This window comes from Ensifer sp. Root278 (genome assembly GCF_001429285.1).
Lineage (GTDB): Bacteria > Pseudomonadota > Alphaproteobacteria > Rhizobiales > Rhizobiaceae > Ensifer.
The window spans coordinates 350115-366127 of the sequence record NZ_LMJJ01000041.1 but is presented as its reverse complement, the minus strand read 5'-3'; the positions used below and the strand labels follow the sequence as shown (position 1 = coordinate 366127).

Below are 16013 nucleotides of genomic sequence, written 5' to 3'. Positions count from 1 at the left end.
AACCGCTTCATACTCTCCTGGAATTGCGCAAAAGCCGAGCTGCAGCCCGTGAACCACTTCCAGTACCGCGACGGAATCCTCTACGCTGAAGACGTGCCGGTCACCGACATCGCGCGCGCCGTCGGCACGCCTTTCTATTGCTATTCGACCGCCACGCTCGAGCGCCACTACACGGTCTTTTCCAAGGCCTTCGCCGATGTGGACGCGATGGTCTGCTATGCGATGAAGGCCAACTCGAACCAGGCGGTGCTGAAGACGCTCGGTCGCCTGGGCGCCGGCGTCGACGTCGTCTCGGGCGGCGAACTGCGCCGCGCCCTTGCAGCCGGCATTCCCGCAAGCCGGATCATGTTCTCCGGCGTCGGCAAGACGCCGCAGGAAATGGACCTGGCGCTGGACGCCGGCATCTATTGCTTCAACGTCGAGTCCGAGCCGGAACTCGAAGTCTTGAATCAGCGCGCCGTGCGCGCCGGCAAGCGCGCCCATGTCTCCTTCCGCATCAACCCTGACGTCGACGCGAAGACCCACGCCAAGATTTCCACGGGCAAGAAGGAAAACAAGTTCGGCATTTCCTGGGAGCGCGCCCGCGCCGTCTATGCACATGCGGCCACGCTGCCCGGCATCCAGGTCACGGGCATCGATATGCATATCGGCAGCCAGATCACCGAACTGCAGCCCTTCGACGACGCCTTCAAGCTGCTGCGCGAGCTGGTCGACACGCTGCGCTCCGACGGCCACTCGATCGACCACGTCGATATCGGCGGCGGCTTGGGCATTCCCTACAAGGACGACAACAACCCGCCGCCGCTGCCGGATGCCTATGCGGAAATCGTCAAGAGCCAGCTGCAGTCGCTCGGCTGCAAGATCGTCACCGAACCGGGCCGGCTGATCGTCGGCAATGCCGGCATCCTCGTGACCGAAGTGATCTACGTGAAGGATGGTGGCGACAAGACCTTCGTCATCGTCGACGGCGCGATGAACGACCTCATCCGCCCGACGCTTTATGAGGCCTATCACGAGATCCGCCCTGTTCGCATCTCCGCCGCCAACGCGCCGCGCATCCGTGCCGACGTCGTCGGGCCCGTCTGCGAAACCGGCGACTACCTGGCGCTCGATCGCGAGATGGCGATGCCGAAGCCCGGCGATCTCTTCGCCATAAGCTCGGCAGGTGCCTATGGCGCCGTCCAGGCCAGCACCTACAATTCCCGTCTGCTGATCCCTGAAGTTCTGGTCAAGGGCGACCGCTTCCACGTCGTTCGTCCGCGTCAGGACTATGATGCCCTGATCGGCCTCGATTCGGTTCCGGACTGGCTCGCCTGAGGCGATCCGCACCAACGACGACAATATGTGGATCGGCCACCCGGGCGATCACGATTCTGTTTGCGCCCTCGTCTTCGCCACAAACGATGGTATCCTGAAGGCCAGCGGAATAAGCTAAGCTGCGCCGTCTCCGGCCGCATCTCGCTTTACGATATAGGGTCAGCCACGAGCGTAGACGGGCGACCGAAAGGAAACTTGGGCGGATGACGCAATTCCGGCAGGATGAAACGCCACAACCGAAGCCGTTTTCGAGAACCCTGGCACTGAAGAGATGGCTGGCGCGCTGGGTGCTGGTCGCCGAACAGCTTCTGCCGCGCACCCTCCTGCCCGGTTCTATCGTTCTTCTATTTCTCGCCTTCGCTTGGCTCGGCTTCTTCCGCGTGGCACCGTTCTGGCTGCATGCCGCAGCCCTCTTTGCCTTCGCCATCGGTTTTCTCGCATCGCTGTTTCCGCTGACGCGGATCCGTTTGCCCGGAAATGTCGACGCGGACCGCATGCTGGAAGAGCGCAACGCCCTGCCCCACCAGGCGATCCGCGTCCAGGACGATCGGCCGGCAACCGACAATCCACTGGGCGAAGCGCTGTGGCGCGAGCACCAGGCCCGCATGGCACGGATGATCGGCGCGCTCGAGACGGGGCTTCCGCGTCCTGATATCGCCCGACACGATCCTTTTGCCCTGCGTGCCGTACCGGTGCTTCTCGCCTGTGTCGCCTTCGCCTATTCCTACTCCAACCGCGCCGGCCTGCTCAGCGACGCGCTGCGCCTGCCGCAGGCTGCGGTCGAAACGGCCGATATCCGCATCGATGCCTGGGTGACGCCACCCGCCTATACCGGCCGTGCCCCGATTTTCCTCACCGGAAAGCCGGAGGCCGTATCGGCTGCGGAGGACACCGGGGCCATTACCATCCCGCAATTCAGCGACCTGACGGTCCGTGTCACCGGGGCCGGACCGGACCAGATCGTCCGGTTTGCGGAAAGCGGCGCGGCCAAGGCAATCGCCATTCCGGCGGTCGGCGAGAAAGCCGGGGAAACGAAGCCCAAGCCGAAGGTGGGCGAGGCCGGGCCCAAGGTCGCCGAAATGGCTGCGCCCTCGCCTGCCCGCAACCCGAATGCCGTGCGCAACCATGTCTACAAGATTGTCAAGGACGGCGAGCTCGTCGTCGGGGATCGGCGCTGGGCTTTCAAGATCATTCCGGATGGTGTGCCGCAGATCTCCTTCGACGGCATTCCTCGTCCAACCGTCAATGCGGCGCTGGAAATCACCTTCGCTGCAACGGACGATTACGGCATCGCCCAGGCCTGGGCCGAGATCCAGCCGCTCGACGAAGCCGCAGAGGGAGCCCGCCCGCTCTATCCGTTGCCGGAATACCGGCTCGACCTGCCGCGCCGCAACGCGCGCGAAGCCAAGGGCACGACCAGCCGAAACCTCAGCGAACATCCGCTTGCCGGCAAGCGCGTGAAGGTCACACTCGTCGCCCGCGACGCCGCAGGCCAGGAGGGCCGCAGCCCGCCGCATGAAATGATCCTGCCCGCCCGCCAGTTCATCCAGCCGCTCGCCGGCGCGGTCGCCGAGCAACGCCAGGTCTTCACCCTCAATGCCAACGACCTGCCGCGCGCGCTCGACCTCAACGATGCCGTTGCTTCGCTTGCCGAGGACTGGATCCCCAACCTCACGCATTTCCTGCTGCTGAAATCGGCTCGCACGCGCATGGCCCTTGCCTACAACGAAGACATGCTGCGTGACGCCGCCGGATACCTATGGGAGATCGCGCTCGGCATCGAAGATGGCGACCTGTCACTCGCCGAGCGGCGCCTGCGCGACGCACAGCAGGCGCTCTCGGACGCGCTGGAGCGCAATGCGTCCGACCAGGAAATCGCCAAGCTGATGCAGGAGCTGCGCCAGGCCATGCAGGAGTACATGCAGGCCCTCGCCCAGCAGGCGGCGAAAGACCCGCGCATGGCCGGCAAGATGAACCCGAACAACATCCTGCGCCAGCAGGACCTCGAAAGGATGATGAACCAGATCGAGAACCTGGCGCGCTCCGGCGCGCGCGATCAGGCACGCCAGCTGCTGTCGGAACTGCAGCGGATGATGAACAATCTGCAGGCCGGCCGCGGCCAGCAGCAGATGGGCCAGCAGAACGATGCCATGAGTCAGCAGATCGAGAAGCTCGGCAAATTGCTGCAGGATCAACAAAAGCTCATGGACGAGACCTTCAAGCTCGACCAGGCGCAGCGCGACCGGATGCAGCGCGGCGACCCGTTGCAGGGCGAGGATAACGAGCTCTTCGGTCAGGAGATGCCGCAGGATCCGGAACAGCGCGGCGATCCGAATGGCCAGCCCAACCCGCTTGACGAGATGACCGCCGAACAGCTGAAGGATGCGCTCAAGCAGTTGAAGCAGCAGCAAGACGCGCTTGGCAAGCAGCTCGGAGAACTCAACAAGAGCCTCGAAAACATGGGCATCAAGCCGGGCAAGGGTTTCGGCGAAGCCCAGCGGGAAATGGACGGAGCCTCCGGCGCGCTTGGCAAGGGCCAGGGCGAACAGGCGGTGGGCAATCAAGGCCGTGCGCTACAGGCGCTGCGCCAAGGCGCCCAGGACATGATGAACCAGATGCAGAGCCAGGGTCAGGGCCCCGGCATGGGCGTCCCGCAATTCGGCCAGAACGGCCGCGACCCGCTTGGCAGGCCCCAGAACAACCGCGGTCCGGAATTTGGCGACCACGTGAAGGTGCCCGAGGAATTTGACACGCAACGCGCCCGTCAGATCCTCGAAGAGATCCGCCGCCGGCTCGGGGATAACCTGTCGCCGGAGGCCGAGCGGCAATATCTCGAGCGCCTGCTCGACATGCAATGAGCCCGTAGCTGGTTCGGGCCAGCCGATCCGATATTCCGGTCCTCGCGAGGCGCAGCGTTGCGGCGCCTAGAGCAATTCCAGGAAAAGTGCGAAACGGTTTTCCGTGCGGAATTGCGTAATTTCAAAGACTTAGGTCATTTCAGTGTTTCGATGAAACAATGAAATGATCTAGCCTCAAGCCCACGACCTCGGCAGCAATCAGTTGTCGGATTGGGATTCGTCAGGCAGCCAGCGCGAGCGCAACGGCCTTGCGGATATCGGGAAGGGAAAACGGCTTGGAGATGACGTCGACGATCTTGTCGGCCAGATCGTCGGCCCGCTCGCGCTGTTCGGCATAGCCGGTCATCAGCAGGATCTTCATTGCCGGAAAGGCAGCCGACGCCTGATGCGTCAGCTCGATGCCGTCCATGACGGGCATGCGAATGTCGGAAAGCAGGAGATCGAAAGCCTCGCTCTGGAGGCAGGCAAGGCCGTCGGCACCGTCGCCCGCCTCGACCGTCTCATGGCCGTCGAGCTTCAGTGCCCGCGCGACGAAGGAACGCAACGCATCCTCGTCCTCGGTAATCAGGATTTTCGCCATCATGGCCTCCGCGTTTCCGAGGCGCGGCTTTCACGCCGACGCCCGCACCTGATCCAAAAGGTTACAGCGGGCGTCGGTCATCGACCGGACACGACGGCGGTGCAGCACCGCCAATCCGATAGGGAATCACCACGCGGTACATCCCCAACCAACCAGTTTTTCGTTTGTGTTCGGTAAACGCGCGGCGACCGGATTTCAGGGTCGGCGTGCCGTTTTGACACGCCTTACTCGGCATCGCCGGTGACGACACCTACAAAAGGCAGCTCGCGGAAGGCATAGGCGACATCCATGCCATAGCCGACAACGAAGTGATCGGGGCATTCGAAACCGACATAATCGGCTTCGAGCTCGACCTTCCGCTTGACGCGCTTGTCGAGCAGCACGGCGATCGTCACGTTGCGCGCGCCGCGCTCGTACATCAGCTCCTTGGCGAAACGCAGTGTCCGGCCGGATTCGAGAATGTCGTCGATCAAAAGCACGTCACGCCCATGCACGTCGCTGTCGATATCCTTGATGATCTTCACGCCCTGAGAGACCGTACCGAGCCCGTAGCTCGACAGCGTGATGAACTCGACTTCCGGTGCAAGGCCGGTGTTGTGCATGGCGCGGATCAGGTCTGCAGCAAAGATGAACGATCCCTTGAGCACCGCGATCACCAGCAGATCCTTGTGCGGACCGTTGACGATCATCCCGGCCAACTCGCTGTTGCGCGCGGCAATCGTTTCGGCCGTGTAGAGAGGTTCGATATTCTTACCGCGAACAACGGGCATCAAGGCTTCTCCAGCGTTTCATCCGGAAGACCAAAGCCTTCCCATCCGCGCCGCTTAGCACAATCAGCGGGCTGAAACACCGTTTTCAGCGAAGGAAACCGTCACATCGGGCATTTTTCCACCTGCATAGGGCAGCCGCGTCCTGAAATGGCGGCTCTCGCCCGGCGCGATTGCCGCGCCTTCGGGCATCACGCGCGTGGTCGTAACCTGGCGCCCGTTGGCTGCCACCCCCACCACGACGAGCGGCAGGCGCTGTTCGACATCGGAGCGGTTGTCGATCGAGCCGTAGACGGAAAGCACCCGCATGCCGCCGGAATAGTCGAGCGAGCTCGTGACCCCTGATATCGCAAGCGGCTGGATATCGGCCTGCCCGTCGCCCGCGAAACCGACGATCACCAGAAAGGATGCGAGTGCGAAACCCGCGACCAGGCCGGCGAAGCGGCGCGCCGGCATGTCGCGCAGCCGCGCTTCGGCGAGGCTCAACAGTCGGCCGGCAAGCGATGTTTCGTCGGCCACGACCGTCAAGGTCGGCCGTTTCTGATTTCCCATCTTGGCGTTGTCGTTGAACACCGGATAGGGCGTTCGGCGCGACGAGGGAGCAATCACCTCGAACTCGGCATCGACATAGTCGACGCGTCGCGGCATCGCGGCTGCCTCACGACCGCCCCGTTCGGGCGGCAGGAAGTCCGCCGAAGCGCCGGCGGTTTTGGTCCGGAATGCATGCATGACCAGTTCCTCCTGTCCCACAGGGGCCCGGTGCGGCCACTCGACCTACCGCCTCGACTGCGAAACCATCGGGCAATGCGCGAACCCTTGGCATGCAAGAATCTAGGCATTGCATCAAATCTTTCCGACACGTAAACCGGAATGGTTAATGTTTCGGAAAGACGTCGCGAAAGCGGCACCTTTTCATGAAAAATTAACCGCTGCTTAACCATGATTCCGCTGGCGGTTTTGCCTTTCGAGGCTGGTCGTCCTATGCGCGGAGGACCGGAACCGGCCGTCGGTTGCAGGGCCGTGAGAGAGACTGGGCTGCCGCTTGATTCACTTTGAGAACGTCGGACTGCGCTATGGCATGGGACCGGAAATCCTCCGGGACCTGACCTTCGATATTCCGCGCCGTTCGTTCCAGTTCCTGACCGGTCCGTCGGGCGCCGGCAAGACCACCCTTTTGAGACTGCTGTTCCTCTCGCTGCAGCCGACGCGCGGCCTGATCCGGATGTTCGACCGCAACATCTCGTCGATCCCGCGCGAGGAGTTCCCGATGCTGCGCCGGCGCGTCGGCATCGTCTTCCAGGATTTTCGCCTGCTCGACCATCTCACCACCTATGAGAACGTCGCTCTGCCGCTGCGCGTCCGCGGCAAGGAGGAATCGAGCTATCGCGCCGACGTGCTGGAACTGTTGAAATGGGTCGGCCTCGGCGAGCGCATCAATGTCCTGCCGCCGGTTCTTTCAGGCGGTGAGAAGCAACGCGCGGCGATCGCGCGGGCGCTGATCGACAGGCCGGAGATCCTGCTTGCCGACGAACCGACCGGCAACGTCGATCCGCCGATGGCCAGGCGCCTCCTCAATCTCTTCCTCGAGCTGAACCGGCTCGGCACCGCGGTGGTGATCGCCACCCACGATCTGTCGCTGATGGATCAGGTGGAGGCGCGACGCATGATCCTTTCGCAGGGGCGGCTCGACATCTATGAGTGACAGCCGCACGAAACGCCAGAAGGATGCGCCCGAGCAGGCGTCGGAGCCGCAACAACGCCGGACGGAAATGCGCGTGCGGCCGACCGGCCCGATCGTGCCTTCGACCAATGTCTCCGGGCATGCGCTGATGTGCGTGATCGCCATCATGTCGTTCCTTGCCTGCCTGACACTCGGCGGCGTCAGCATGGTCAGGGCAACGGCCCAGAGCTGGCAGTCGCAGATCTCCCGCGAGATCACCGTCCAGATCAAGCCGGACGATAGCCTCGACATGGAGAAGGCGCTCGCCGATGCCCGCGATCTGGCACTGACCTTCAGCGGCACGACCGATGGCAAGATCGTCGATCGCGCCGCCACCGCGCGCCTCCTGGAACCCTGGCTCGGCGAAGGCCTCGATCTCGACGAATTGCCGGTGCCGCGGCTGATCATCATCACCATCGACGAAAACAACCCGCCCGATTTCGCCGCTATGCGCAAGGCGCTGACCGAGACGATCCCGCAGGCCTTCCTCGACGATCACCGCACCTGGGTCGACCGGCTCGTCGCGATGGCCAATACCACGGCGATGATCGGCACCGGCGTGCTGGCCCTCGTGTTCTCCGCCATGGTGCTGACGGTGATCTTCGCCACCCGCGGCGCCCTTTCCGGCAACCGCCACATCGTCGAGGTGCTGCATTTCGTCGGTGCCGAGGCCGGTTTCGTCGCCTCCGAATTCCAGAAGCATTTTCTGAGAATCAGCCTCAAGGGTGCCGGCACCGGCGGCCTGCTTGCCGCGCTGTCCTTTGCGCTTGCCGGCTTCTGGCAGTCGCAGACATTGGCAACACCGCAGACCGATCAGGCGACCGCCCTCTTCGGAACCTTTACCATTGGCTATGGTGGCTATCTCGGTATCGCCGCCATCATCGTCGTCATCGCCATCCTGACGACCGTGACCGCTCGCCTCACGGTCATGCGCACGATCCACGAGATCGACCTCATCCGTTCGGACCCCGGCCGCACGGATCTCTACCAGAGCTGAACCGCCCGATGTTTCGCCGTGCCTCGATCTATTCCTTGCCGTAATCTGTGGCTATGTGAAGAGAATCATGATGGCGCGAGAATTACGCGGGAACGGGATGGCCGGAGGAGGCAAATGGCAGGGGAAAGCCGACGATGGCCGGCGGCCCCGCAGCCTCTTGCGCAAAATTCTCCGGCGAACGTTCTTCGTCCTCCTGTTACCGCTCGCGCTCCTGATCGGCGCCTTCCTCAATTTCGCCGACACCGTCGCATCGCTGCAGCCACCCGTGCATCCCAAGGCGGATGCGATCGTCGTCCTGACCGGTGGTTTCCAGCGCATCGACCAAGCGGTCGATCTCTTGAAGGGCGGCGCCGGAAAGCGCCTGCTCATCTCCGGCGTCCACCCGACGACCACCGGCAGCCAGATCCGCCGCAACACCCAGAGCTCCGCCGATCTCTTCAAATGCTGCGTCGATATCGGTCATGAGGCGATCGATACCATCGGCAACGCCACCGAGACGGCACAATGGATCCGTGATCGCGGCTATACGAGCGTGCTCGTCGTTACCAACAACTACCATATGCCACGCAGCCTGCTGGAGCTTCGGCGTACCCGCCCGGAGACGGAATTCATCCCCTACCCGGTGGTCAATTCGGATCTCAAGACGACGAACTGGCTGCGCAACCCGATGGTACTGAAATCGATCCTCCTGGAGTTCGGGAAGTATACGATCGCATCGGTTCGCGATCTCGCCGGCGCCCGGCCGACGAGCGGCCTGCGCACCGATTCCTCACGCGCCACGCCGGCGGAAGAATAGAGGCCCTCGAGAACGTCGATGGCCTAAAGTGAGAGAGGGCAGTTTTCCTTCGGCACGGTTTCGTGTAGGCAGCGATCAATCGGCCTGACGCCGAGCCCCTTAAGAACTCGCCTACGAGAGCGTGCCTGATGATCGTCTTGCGTTCGATCCTTTTCAACATGGTGTTCTACGCCAATCTGATCGTGCAGATGATCGTGCTGACGCCGATCTATTTCCTGCTGCCGCGCAAGAAGGCCTGGTTCGTTCCCAAGAACTGGGTGCGCAGCAATCACTGGCTGCTCGACAAGATGGTCGGGACGACCTTTGAGATCGAAGGCTTGGAGAACCTCCCGAAGGTCCCCTACATCTTCGCTCCCAAGCACCAGTCCTTCTGGGATGCCTATGCGCTGCTCCCCTGGCTCGACGATCCCTTCTACATTCTGAAGCGTGAGCTCACCTGGATCCCGCTGTTCGGTTGGTACATCCTCAAGCAGCGCATGGTTCCGGTAAACCGGGCCGCACGCGGCAAGGCGATGACCAGCGTCATGGATCGCACCAAGCAGGAAATGGCAACCGGCCGCGAACTCATCATCTACCCGGAAGGCACGCGCCGCCCGCCGGGCGCTCCGCCGGAGTACAAGTACGGCATCGCCCGCCTCTACCGCGACCTGAACGTGCCTGTCGTGCCGGTCGCCATGCATCCCGGCCTCTTCTGGCCGCGCCGCAAGTTCCTGCGCTTTCCCGGCCACTTCAAGGTCCGCATCCTGCCGCCGGTCGAGGCGGGCATGGATCCGGATGCATTCCTTGCCAAGCTCATGGAAGTCACGGAGAAGGCCAGTGACGAACTGCTTGTCGAAACGGTGCAGAACAATCCGCACCTGCCGCTGCCGCCAACCGCCGAGCAAAGGCTGAAGGAACTGAAGGCCGCCGGCAGGGCCTGAGCGATCAGGCCCGCGCACGCTGGCGTGTCTGCTCGAGCAGGCCCACCACCTCTTCCAGCCAGTGATCGCGGATGCCCATTTCCTTGAGATGGGCAAGCGTGTTGAACACATACTCGCTGTTCGGCCCGGATTTTCCGGTCGAAACGGCGACGATATCGGCCGCCTCACCGGTGCTGAGCGTTCCGGCATACTGGACGTGGTCGCGGTCGATGACATAGGCAAGCGCCGGCACCCGCCGTCCATCGGCAAGCAGCACCGGCATCGTGCGCTCCTTGTAGACATGCGTCACCAGTTCACGCTCGCGCAGATAATCGGTAACACTCTCCCGCTGCCCACGCTCGACACGAAAAGCCGTGCCGATGCAGGAGCCGCCTCGGTCGAGCCCAAGCACCAGTCCCGGCCGCTGTTCGGTGCCGCGGTGAACCCAGGAATGCACGCAGAGCGACCGGCGATAGCCGAATGCGCGTGCCGTCAGCTTCTCCTCGAAGGCAAAGCCGGGGTTCCACATCAGCGACCCGTAGCCAAAGACCCAAAATTCGTCCATATCCACTGTCATTCAACCCGCGCTGTCTGCTCTCGCCACCGAATCACCATCGGCTTGTAGGAATGGTCAGCCATGTCGGTTTCTACGGCACAGCATCTCGGCACGAAAGAGACAAGCTCGTCCTCGTGCACCCGAAGACAAGAATAGTTTTGCGGATCGGCGGCGCCACCCGAAAGGCAGCCGCAGTCCAGTTTAGAGTGAGGTATCCGCGCCCATGTCGGCAACCGCAGTTTCCAATCCCTCGCCGGTCAGCCGGAAGTTCCGCTGGCTGACGGCAGGCATCGTGCTTGTCGCCGGCATCTATTCGACCGGCTGGTTCCTCGCCGCCGATCAGATCGAGAAACGCCTCACGGCCCGTCTTGCCGATGGACAGGCAGCCGGCCTCGGCGGCGAATGCACGAACATGGACGTGCGCGGCTTTCCGTTCCGAATCGGCCTCTTCTGCGACAAGGTCCACCTCGACGACACCCGCCATGGCACATCCGCCTCCTTCGGGGCGCTGCGCACAGCCGCCCAGGTCTACCAGCCCGGCCACGCCGTGATCGAGCTCGACGGCCCGGCCGAAATCCGGGCGTCGCCCGGCCTCAACGTCTTCGCCGACTGGACGCTGCTGCATGCGAGCGTGCGTGCGACCTTGTCCGGTGTCGACCGCACCTCGCTCACCTATGACAACCTCACCGGTCGGGTGCGCCTGCCGCTTGCGGGCGACGGTCTTGGCTTCGGCGCCAGCCACGGCGAACTGCACCTGCGCCAGAACGGCGCGGATCTTGATGCCGCTTTGAGCGTCGACAAGCTCGACCTTCGTCCGGAGGAAGGCCCGAGCTACGCGCCGCCGGCCACGGTGGCTGCGGACCTGACCTTCACCGACAAGGCCGGGTGGATGGCAACCACACCGACACCGGAGATGTTTCGCGGCAGCAAGGGCGAACTCCGACAGCTCACCCTCGATCTCGGCTCCGGCATGAACGCCAAGCTTTCCGGCCCCTTCTCGGTCAACGATCAGGGACTGATTTCCGGCGAGTTCTCGCTGACGATGACGAATATCGAGGCCTGGCGGGCCAATCTGGTCAAGCTGATTCCCGACGACGCCAACCTCGTCGACAACACCGCGAACATGCTGAAGGCGCTCGCCAACGGCAAGGACGAGGCGACCGTGAAGCTCAACGTGCGCGACGGCACGGCGTTTCTCGCCTTCATCCCGATCGGCGTCCTGCCGACGCTCTAGATCGTCGAACACCCGCTTCCGGACGGAAGACCGTTCCTCGGTCTTCCTCGACTTGCTCAGCTTATTTCTGATCCATGGCATGCCGGCCGAAGTCCGGCATCGCCGTATCCTGGCCCGCCTGGATGATCGAGCGGCGGATGGCGCGGGTGCGGGTGAAGAGGTCGAAGAGCTTCTCGCCGTCGCCCCAGCGGATCGCCCGCTGCAGATAGGCGAGATCCTCCGAAAACCGCGCCAGCATCTCCAGGATCGCGTCCTTGTTGTGCAGGCAGACGTCACGCCACATGGTGGGATCGGATGCCGCGAGACGGGTGAAGTCGCGGAAACCCGAGGCCGAATACTTGATGACTTCGGATTCGGTGACGGTCTCGAGATCATCGGCGGTTCCGACGATGTTGTAGGCGATGATGTGCGGCAAGTGCGAAACGATCGCCAGCACCTTGTCGTGGTGCTCGGCGTCCATCTCCTCGACCATCGAGCCGAGCGTTTCCCAGAAACGCCGGAGCCGCGCGACCGCTTCCCCATCAGCGCCCTCCGGCGGCGTCAGGATGCACCAGCGGCCGCGGAAGAGGCCGACGAAGCCGGCATCCGGGCCCGAGTGCTCGGTACCGGCGATCGGATGCCCCGGCACGAAATGAACGGTCTCGGGCAGATGCGGCGCCATCTGCGCAATCACTGAGCCTTTGGTCGAGCCGACATCGGTGACGATCGCACCGGGCTTCAGATGCGCAGCAATCTCGGCCGCCACGGCACCGGACGCGCCGACCGGGACCGAGACGATCACGAGGTCCGCGTCGCGAACGGCGTCGGCCGCAGACAGCGTATAGCGATCGCCGAGCCCGAGCTCCTGCGTACGCTTCAGCGTCGCCTCGCTGCGCGTGGAGACGACGAGCGTACCGGCAAGCTGCTTCTCGCGGATATCGCGCGCGATCGACGAGCCGATGAGACCAATGCCGATGAGGGCGATCGTTTCAAACTGCTGAGCCATTATTTCCGTCCCATGAATTCGATCAGCGCCGCGATGACGCCTTCGTTGGCTTCTTCCGAGCCGATGGTCATGCGCAGCGCATTGGGGAAGCCGTAGCTGCTGACCGCCCGCAGGATATAGCCGCGGCTGGTCAGGAAATCATCGGCTTCCTCGGCCCGCTTGCCGTTTTCTTCCGGAAAGTGGATCAGCACGAAATTCGTGACCGAGGGCGTGATGCGCAGCCCGATCGCTTCGAGCGCTTCGCTGACACGCGCAAGCCAGGTGAGATTGTGATCAACCGCCGTTGCCACGAAAGCCTGATCACGGATCGCCGCAGCACCCGCCGCGATAGAGGGCGCACTGAGGTTGAAGGGCCCGCGGACACGGTCGACCGCGTCGATCACCTCCGGCGGTGCGTACATCCAGCCGATGCGCAAACCCGCAAGGCCGTAGATCTTCGAGAAGGTGCGGGTCATCACCACATTGCGGCTGGCCGAGACGAGCTCCAGCCCGGCGGCATAGTCGTTGCGGCGCACATATTCGGCATAGGCCGCGTCGAGCACCAGCAGCACACCCTCGGGCAGCCCCGCATGCAGCCGGCGGACTTCATCGACGGGGATGTAGGTGCCGGTCGGATTGGCCGGATTGGCCAGGAAGACGACCTTGGTGCGCTCGGTGACCGCCGCGAGAATGGCATCGACATCGACGCGCGCATCCTTCTCCTTGACGGTAATGGGCGTCGCGCCCGCCGCCAGGATCTGGATCTTGTAGACGAGGAAGCCATGCTCGGTGATGATGCCTTCGTCGCCGGGCCCGAGATAAGTGTGGCAGAGAAGCCCGAGCAGTTCGTCCGACCCATTGCCGCACATGATGTTTGCCGGGTTGAGGCCGTGCACGGCACCGATCGCCTCTCGCAGCGCCCGCGCCTGGCCATCCGGATAACGTTCGAGGTTGAAGGCAGCCGACTGGAAGGCTTCGATCGCTTTCGGGCTTGCGCCAAGCGGCGTCTCGTTGGACGAGAGTTTATGCACCTTGGCGACACCCGGCGCATGCTCCTTGCCCGGCACATAAGCGGCAATATCCAGGATGCCGGAACGCGGCTCAGGGCTCTTCGAAGCAAGGCTCATCGGGTCAGCTTTCTTTGGCCATCAAAGTGCTGCAGCAACCGATACGTGCCATGGGAGGCGCGCGGCGCTGCAGGCAGGAAAAGAGGTCAAGCCATTAGCGGCGCAAGCGGCTTTTGTCGAGGGTCCGCCGCGGTTCCCAGGCAGGTTAGCGGGTGGGACGCGGCCTCTCGCGCGTGCTCGGCACGCCCTGCGGCGCCAGCACCGGCACGAAGACGCGGCGCGATGCGCGTGCGGCGACCGGCAGCCCCTGGTAAAGCCGCTTCTGCGCCTCGACGACGATGACGCCGGAGAAGACCGGCCAGAGCGAACGGCCGAGCCGCTCGAAGCCCCGACGCAGCCGCAGGATCGCCCTGAGTTTCGACGGCGGGAAGAAGAGCGCATCCGCCGTGGCACCTGGCGTGAAGTTGGTCTCGCGCAGCAGCGCCGTCAGCTGCCCACGCGAATAGGGTCGCCCGGAACCGAAGGGCGTGTGTTCCATGCGCGCCCAGACGCCGCGCCGGTTGGGCACGACGATGATAAGGCGACCGCCTGGCGCCAGCACCCGCCAGATCTCCTTCATGGTCTCCCGCGGGCTTTCGGCGAATTCCAGCGAATGCACCATCAGCACCCGGTCGATCGAGGCGTCGGGCAGCGGCAACTCCTCATCGAACACCAGCGCCGTCGAGGAGAGCTCGGCAACCGGCCAGTTCACCGCCCCCTGCCCCGCCGGCATGAAGGCGAAGGTGCGCTCCGTGTCCTTGCGGAACCGTTCGAGATAGGGAACGGCATAGCCGAGGCCGACCAGCCGCTCGTCCGGGAGCCGCGCCCAGACGGACGAAAGCGCCATGGTGACGGATTGCTCCGCCATCCGGCCGAGCTCGGAGTGATAGAATTCTCGCAGGTCGACGATATCGGTGTGCATTCGCAACATGTTAGCTTCGAAGCGGTAGACTTCAAGGTAAGGCTCGCTACATTCGGCAGCATTCCCTCTCTTCTGACCGGAGGACGTGCCATGGCCGCGCTCGAACTCGACCTCTTCCTCTGCCGCACCGATAATTTCGGCGTGCTGATCCACGATCCCGAAAGCGGCCTGACCGCCTCTATCGACGCGCCGGAAGAGGCGCCCATCCTGGAAGCGCTGGAGCGGCGCGGCTGGAGGCTTACCCACATCCTGACGACCCATCATCACGGCGATCACGTGGCGGCAAATGACGCCCTGAAGGAACGCTTCGGCGTCACGATCATCGGGCCTTTCGGGGAAGCCTCGAAAATTCCGGGGCTCGACAAGGCCGTGCGCCATGGTGAGCGCTTCGATTTTGCCGGTCGTTCCGTCGAGGTGATCGAGACCCCGGGCCACACGGCCGGTCACATCTGCTTCCACTTCCCGCAGGACAGGCTGCTGTTTGCCGCCGACACCCTGTTTGCGCTGGGCTGCGGTCGTCTGTTCGAGGGGACGGCAGCGACCATGTGGCAGTCTCTCAGCCGGCTGATGGCGTTGCCGGATGACACGACGGTCTATTTCGGCCACGAATACACGCTGTCCAACGCCCGCTTCGCGGTCACGGTCGACCCCGAGAATGCCGAGCTCAAGGCGCGCGCCGCCGAGATCGAGGAGACGCGCTGCGACGGCGGCTTCACCGCACCGACGACGATCGGCCTGGAGAAGCGCACGAACCCGTTCCTGCGCGCCACCGACCCGGGCATCCGCGCCCATCTTGGAATGCAGAACGCCGACGATGCCACGGTCTTTGCCGAAATCCGCAAGCGGAAAGATAATTTCTAGTGGCTGAGACGCAATCGGCGGCGGAGATCATCAAGGCACTCGGTTTGGCGCGCCATCGGCGGCTGGTACTTCGAGACCTTCCGCGATACGGCTGGTGGCCCACGCGGGCATTCGACGGCAATCTATTATCTGTTGGAGCGCGGCGAGCGCTCGCACTGGCACCGTGTCCGCGACGCGGTCGAGATTTGGCACTATCACGCCGGTGCGCCGCTCGAACTCAGCATCGCCGAAGATGGAAAATCCGCCGAGACGCTGCGGCTCGGGTCCGACATTCTGAGCGGAGAACGACCGCAGGGCGTGGTCCCGGCCGATTGGTGGCAGTCCGCCGCCTCGCTTGGCGAATGGACGCTGGTCGGCTGCACCGTCGCGCCAGCATTTGATTTCGCCGCCTTCGAAATGGCGGCCCCCGACTGGCAGCCGCCCAAGCGATAACAAG

15 protein-coding genes and 1 pseudogene are annotated in these 16013 nt (G+C 63.7%); 9 read left to right on the top strand and 7 right to left on the bottom strand.

Annotated elements, in window-relative coordinates; translation table 11 throughout:
• The first annotated feature begins 48 nt into the window (after positions 1–48).
• Together lysA and ASE60_RS27575 are read left to right on the top strand one after the other, a co-directional pair.
• Complete coding sequence (gene lysA, locus ASE60_RS27580) at positions 49–1317, top strand: diaminopimelate decarboxylase (protein WP_057254768.1); 1269 nt, start codon at positions 49–51, stop codon at positions 1315–1317.
• Between the two features lie 203 nt (positions 1318–1520).
• Positions 1521–4175, top strand: coding sequence for a TIGR02302 family protein (locus tag ASE60_RS27575; protein ID WP_057254767.1), 2655 nt, complete (start codon positions 1521–1523; stop codon positions 4173–4175).
• A 220-nt stretch (positions 4176–4395) separates the two neighbouring features.
• Here ASE60_RS27575 and ASE60_RS27570 read toward each other — a convergent pair whose 3' ends face one another.
• The 3 genes from ASE60_RS27570 to ASE60_RS27560 all read right to left on the bottom strand — a co-directional run bounded on the left by ASE60_RS27570 (position 4396) and on the right by ASE60_RS27560 (position 6251).
• A complete protein-coding gene (locus tag ASE60_RS27570) occupies positions 4396–4755 on the bottom strand; it encodes a response regulator (RefSeq protein ID WP_057254840.1) in 360 nt (119 codons plus the stop codon).
• A gap of 224 nt (positions 4756–4979) precedes the next feature.
• A complete protein-coding gene (hpt, locus tag ASE60_RS27565; protein ID WP_057254766.1) occupies positions 4980–5525 on the bottom strand; it encodes a hypoxanthine phosphoribosyltransferase in 546 nt (181 codons plus the stop codon).
• 63 nt (positions 5526–5588) lie between these two features.
• Complete coding sequence (locus ASE60_RS27560; RefSeq protein ID WP_057254765.1) at positions 5589–6251, bottom strand: hypothetical protein; 663 nt, start codon at positions 6249–6251, stop codon at positions 5589–5591.
• A gap of 313 nt (positions 6252–6564) precedes the next feature.
• Between ASE60_RS27560 and ftsE the strand changes: the two genes are divergently transcribed.
• The 4 genes from ftsE (at position 6565) to ASE60_RS27540 (ending at position 9955) form a co-directional block, all read left to right on the top strand.
• Entirely contained in the window at positions 6565–7224 is a 660-nt protein-coding gene (gene ftsE, locus ASE60_RS27555; RefSeq protein ID WP_057254764.1) for a cell division ATP-binding protein FtsE, read from the top strand.
• A complete protein-coding gene (locus ASE60_RS27550) occupies positions 7217–8239 on the top strand; it encodes an ABC transporter permease (RefSeq protein ID WP_057254763.1) in 1023 nt (340 codons plus the stop codon). Before ftsE ends, ASE60_RS27550 begins: the two co-directional genes overlap by 8 nt.
• A gap of 97 nt (positions 8240–8336) precedes the next feature.
• Complete coding sequence (locus ASE60_RS27545) at positions 8337–9035, top strand: YdcF family protein (RefSeq protein WP_057254762.1); 699 nt, start codon at positions 8337–8339, stop codon at positions 9033–9035.
• Positions 9036–9163: 128 nt separating this feature from the next.
• On the top strand, positions 9164–9955 hold the full coding sequence (locus tag ASE60_RS27540) for a 1-acyl-sn-glycerol-3-phosphate acyltransferase (RefSeq protein WP_057254761.1): 792 nt from the start codon (positions 9164–9166) through the stop codon (positions 9953–9955).
• 4 nt (positions 9956–9959) lie between these two features.
• Here ASE60_RS27540 and ASE60_RS27535 read toward each other — a convergent pair whose 3' ends face one another.
• Positions 9960–10511 carry a gamma-glutamylcyclotransferase gene (locus tag ASE60_RS27535; protein ID WP_057254760.1) on the bottom strand — a complete coding sequence of 184 codons (552 nt, stop codon included), beginning with the start codon at positions 10509–10511 and terminating at the stop codon, positions 9960–9962.
• A gap of 202 nt (positions 10512–10713) precedes the next feature.
• On the opposite strand from ASE60_RS27535, the gene ASE60_RS27530 reads away from it, so the two are divergent.
• Positions 10714–11724, top strand: coding sequence for a DUF2125 domain-containing protein (locus ASE60_RS27530; RefSeq protein ID WP_057254759.1), 1011 nt, complete (start codon positions 10714–10716; stop codon positions 11722–11724).
• A gap of 61 nt (positions 11725–11785) precedes the next feature.
• Here ASE60_RS27530 and ASE60_RS27525 read toward each other — a convergent pair whose 3' ends face one another.
• The 3 genes from ASE60_RS27525 to ASE60_RS27515 form a co-directional block, all read right to left on the bottom strand.
• Positions 11786–12709, bottom strand: a complete 924-nt coding sequence (locus ASE60_RS27525; RefSeq protein WP_057254758.1) for a prephenate/arogenate dehydrogenase family protein — start codon at positions 12707–12709, stop codon at positions 11786–11788.
• A complete protein-coding gene (gene hisC / locus ASE60_RS27520) occupies positions 12709–13815 on the bottom strand; it encodes a histidinol-phosphate transaminase (protein ID WP_057254757.1) in 1107 nt (368 codons plus the stop codon). Before hisC ends, ASE60_RS27525 begins: the two co-directional genes overlap by 1 nt.
• Positions 13816–13960: 145 nt before the next feature.
• Positions 13961–14725: a class I SAM-dependent methyltransferase gene (locus ASE60_RS27515; RefSeq protein ID WP_093233941.1), complete on the bottom strand. Its 765-nt coding sequence runs from the start codon at positions 14723–14725 to the stop codon at positions 13961–13963.
• An 81-nt stretch (positions 14726–14806) separates the two neighbouring features.
• Here ASE60_RS27515 and gloB point away from each other — a divergent pair, with 81 nt between their 5' ends.
• Positions 14807–15577 carry a hydroxyacylglutathione hydrolase gene (gloB, locus tag ASE60_RS27510; protein ID WP_057254755.1) on the top strand — a complete coding sequence of 257 codons (771 nt, stop codon included), beginning with the start codon at positions 14807–14809 and terminating at the stop codon, positions 15575–15577.
• Positions 15577–16009: pseudogene (locus tag ASE60_RS27505) on the top strand (cupin domain-containing protein). The gene gloB and the pseudogene ASE60_RS27505 overlap by 1 nt, the downstream one beginning before the upstream one ends.
• The last annotated feature ends 4 nt before the right edge of the window (positions 16010–16013 follow it).

Coding starts and splice junctions, on each gene's coding strand:
- ASE60_RS27575 (WP_057254767.1), top strand. CDS start 1,521: ATGACGCAATTCCGGCAGGATGAAACGCCACAACCGAAGCCGTTTTCG.
- ASE60_RS27570 (WP_057254840.1), bottom strand. CDS start 4,755: ATGGCGAAAATCCTGATTACCGAGGACGAGGATGCGTTGCGTTCCTTC.
- hpt (WP_057254766.1), bottom strand. CDS start 5,525: ATGCCCGTTGTTCGCGGTAAGAATATCGAACCTCTCTACACGGCCGAA.
- ASE60_RS27560 (WP_057254765.1), bottom strand. CDS start 6,251: ATGCATGCATTCCGGACCAAAACCGCCGGCGCTTCGGCGGACTTCCTG.
- ASE60_RS27550 (WP_057254763.1), top strand. CDS start 7,217: ATGAGTGACAGCCGCACGAAACGCCAGAAGGATGCGCCCGAGCAGGCG.
- ASE60_RS27545 (WP_057254762.1), top strand. CDS start 8,337: ATGGCCGGAGGAGGCAAATGGCAGGGGAAAGCCGACGATGGCCGGCGG.
- ASE60_RS27540 (WP_057254761.1), top strand. CDS start 9,164: ATGATCGTCTTGCGTTCGATCCTTTTCAACATGGTGTTCTACGCCAAT.
- ASE60_RS27535 (WP_057254760.1), bottom strand. CDS start 10,511: ATGACAGTGGATATGGACGAATTTTGGGTCTTTGGCTACGGGTCGCTG.
- ASE60_RS27530 (WP_057254759.1), top strand. CDS start 10,714: ATGTCGGCAACCGCAGTTTCCAATCCCTCGCCGGTCAGCCGGAAGTTC.
- ASE60_RS27525 (WP_057254758.1), bottom strand. CDS start 12,709: ATGGCTCAGCAGTTTGAAACGATCGCCCTCATCGGCATTGGTCTCATC.
- hisC (WP_057254757.1), bottom strand. CDS start 13,815: ATGAGCCTTGCTTCGAAGAGCCCTGAGCCGCGTTCCGGCATCCTGGAT.
- ASE60_RS27515 (WP_093233941.1), bottom strand. CDS start 14,725: ATGTTGCGAATGCACACCGATATCGTCGACCTGCGAGAATTCTATCAC.
- gloB (WP_057254755.1), top strand. CDS start 14,807: ATGGCCGCGCTCGAACTCGACCTCTTCCTCTGCCGCACCGATAATTTC.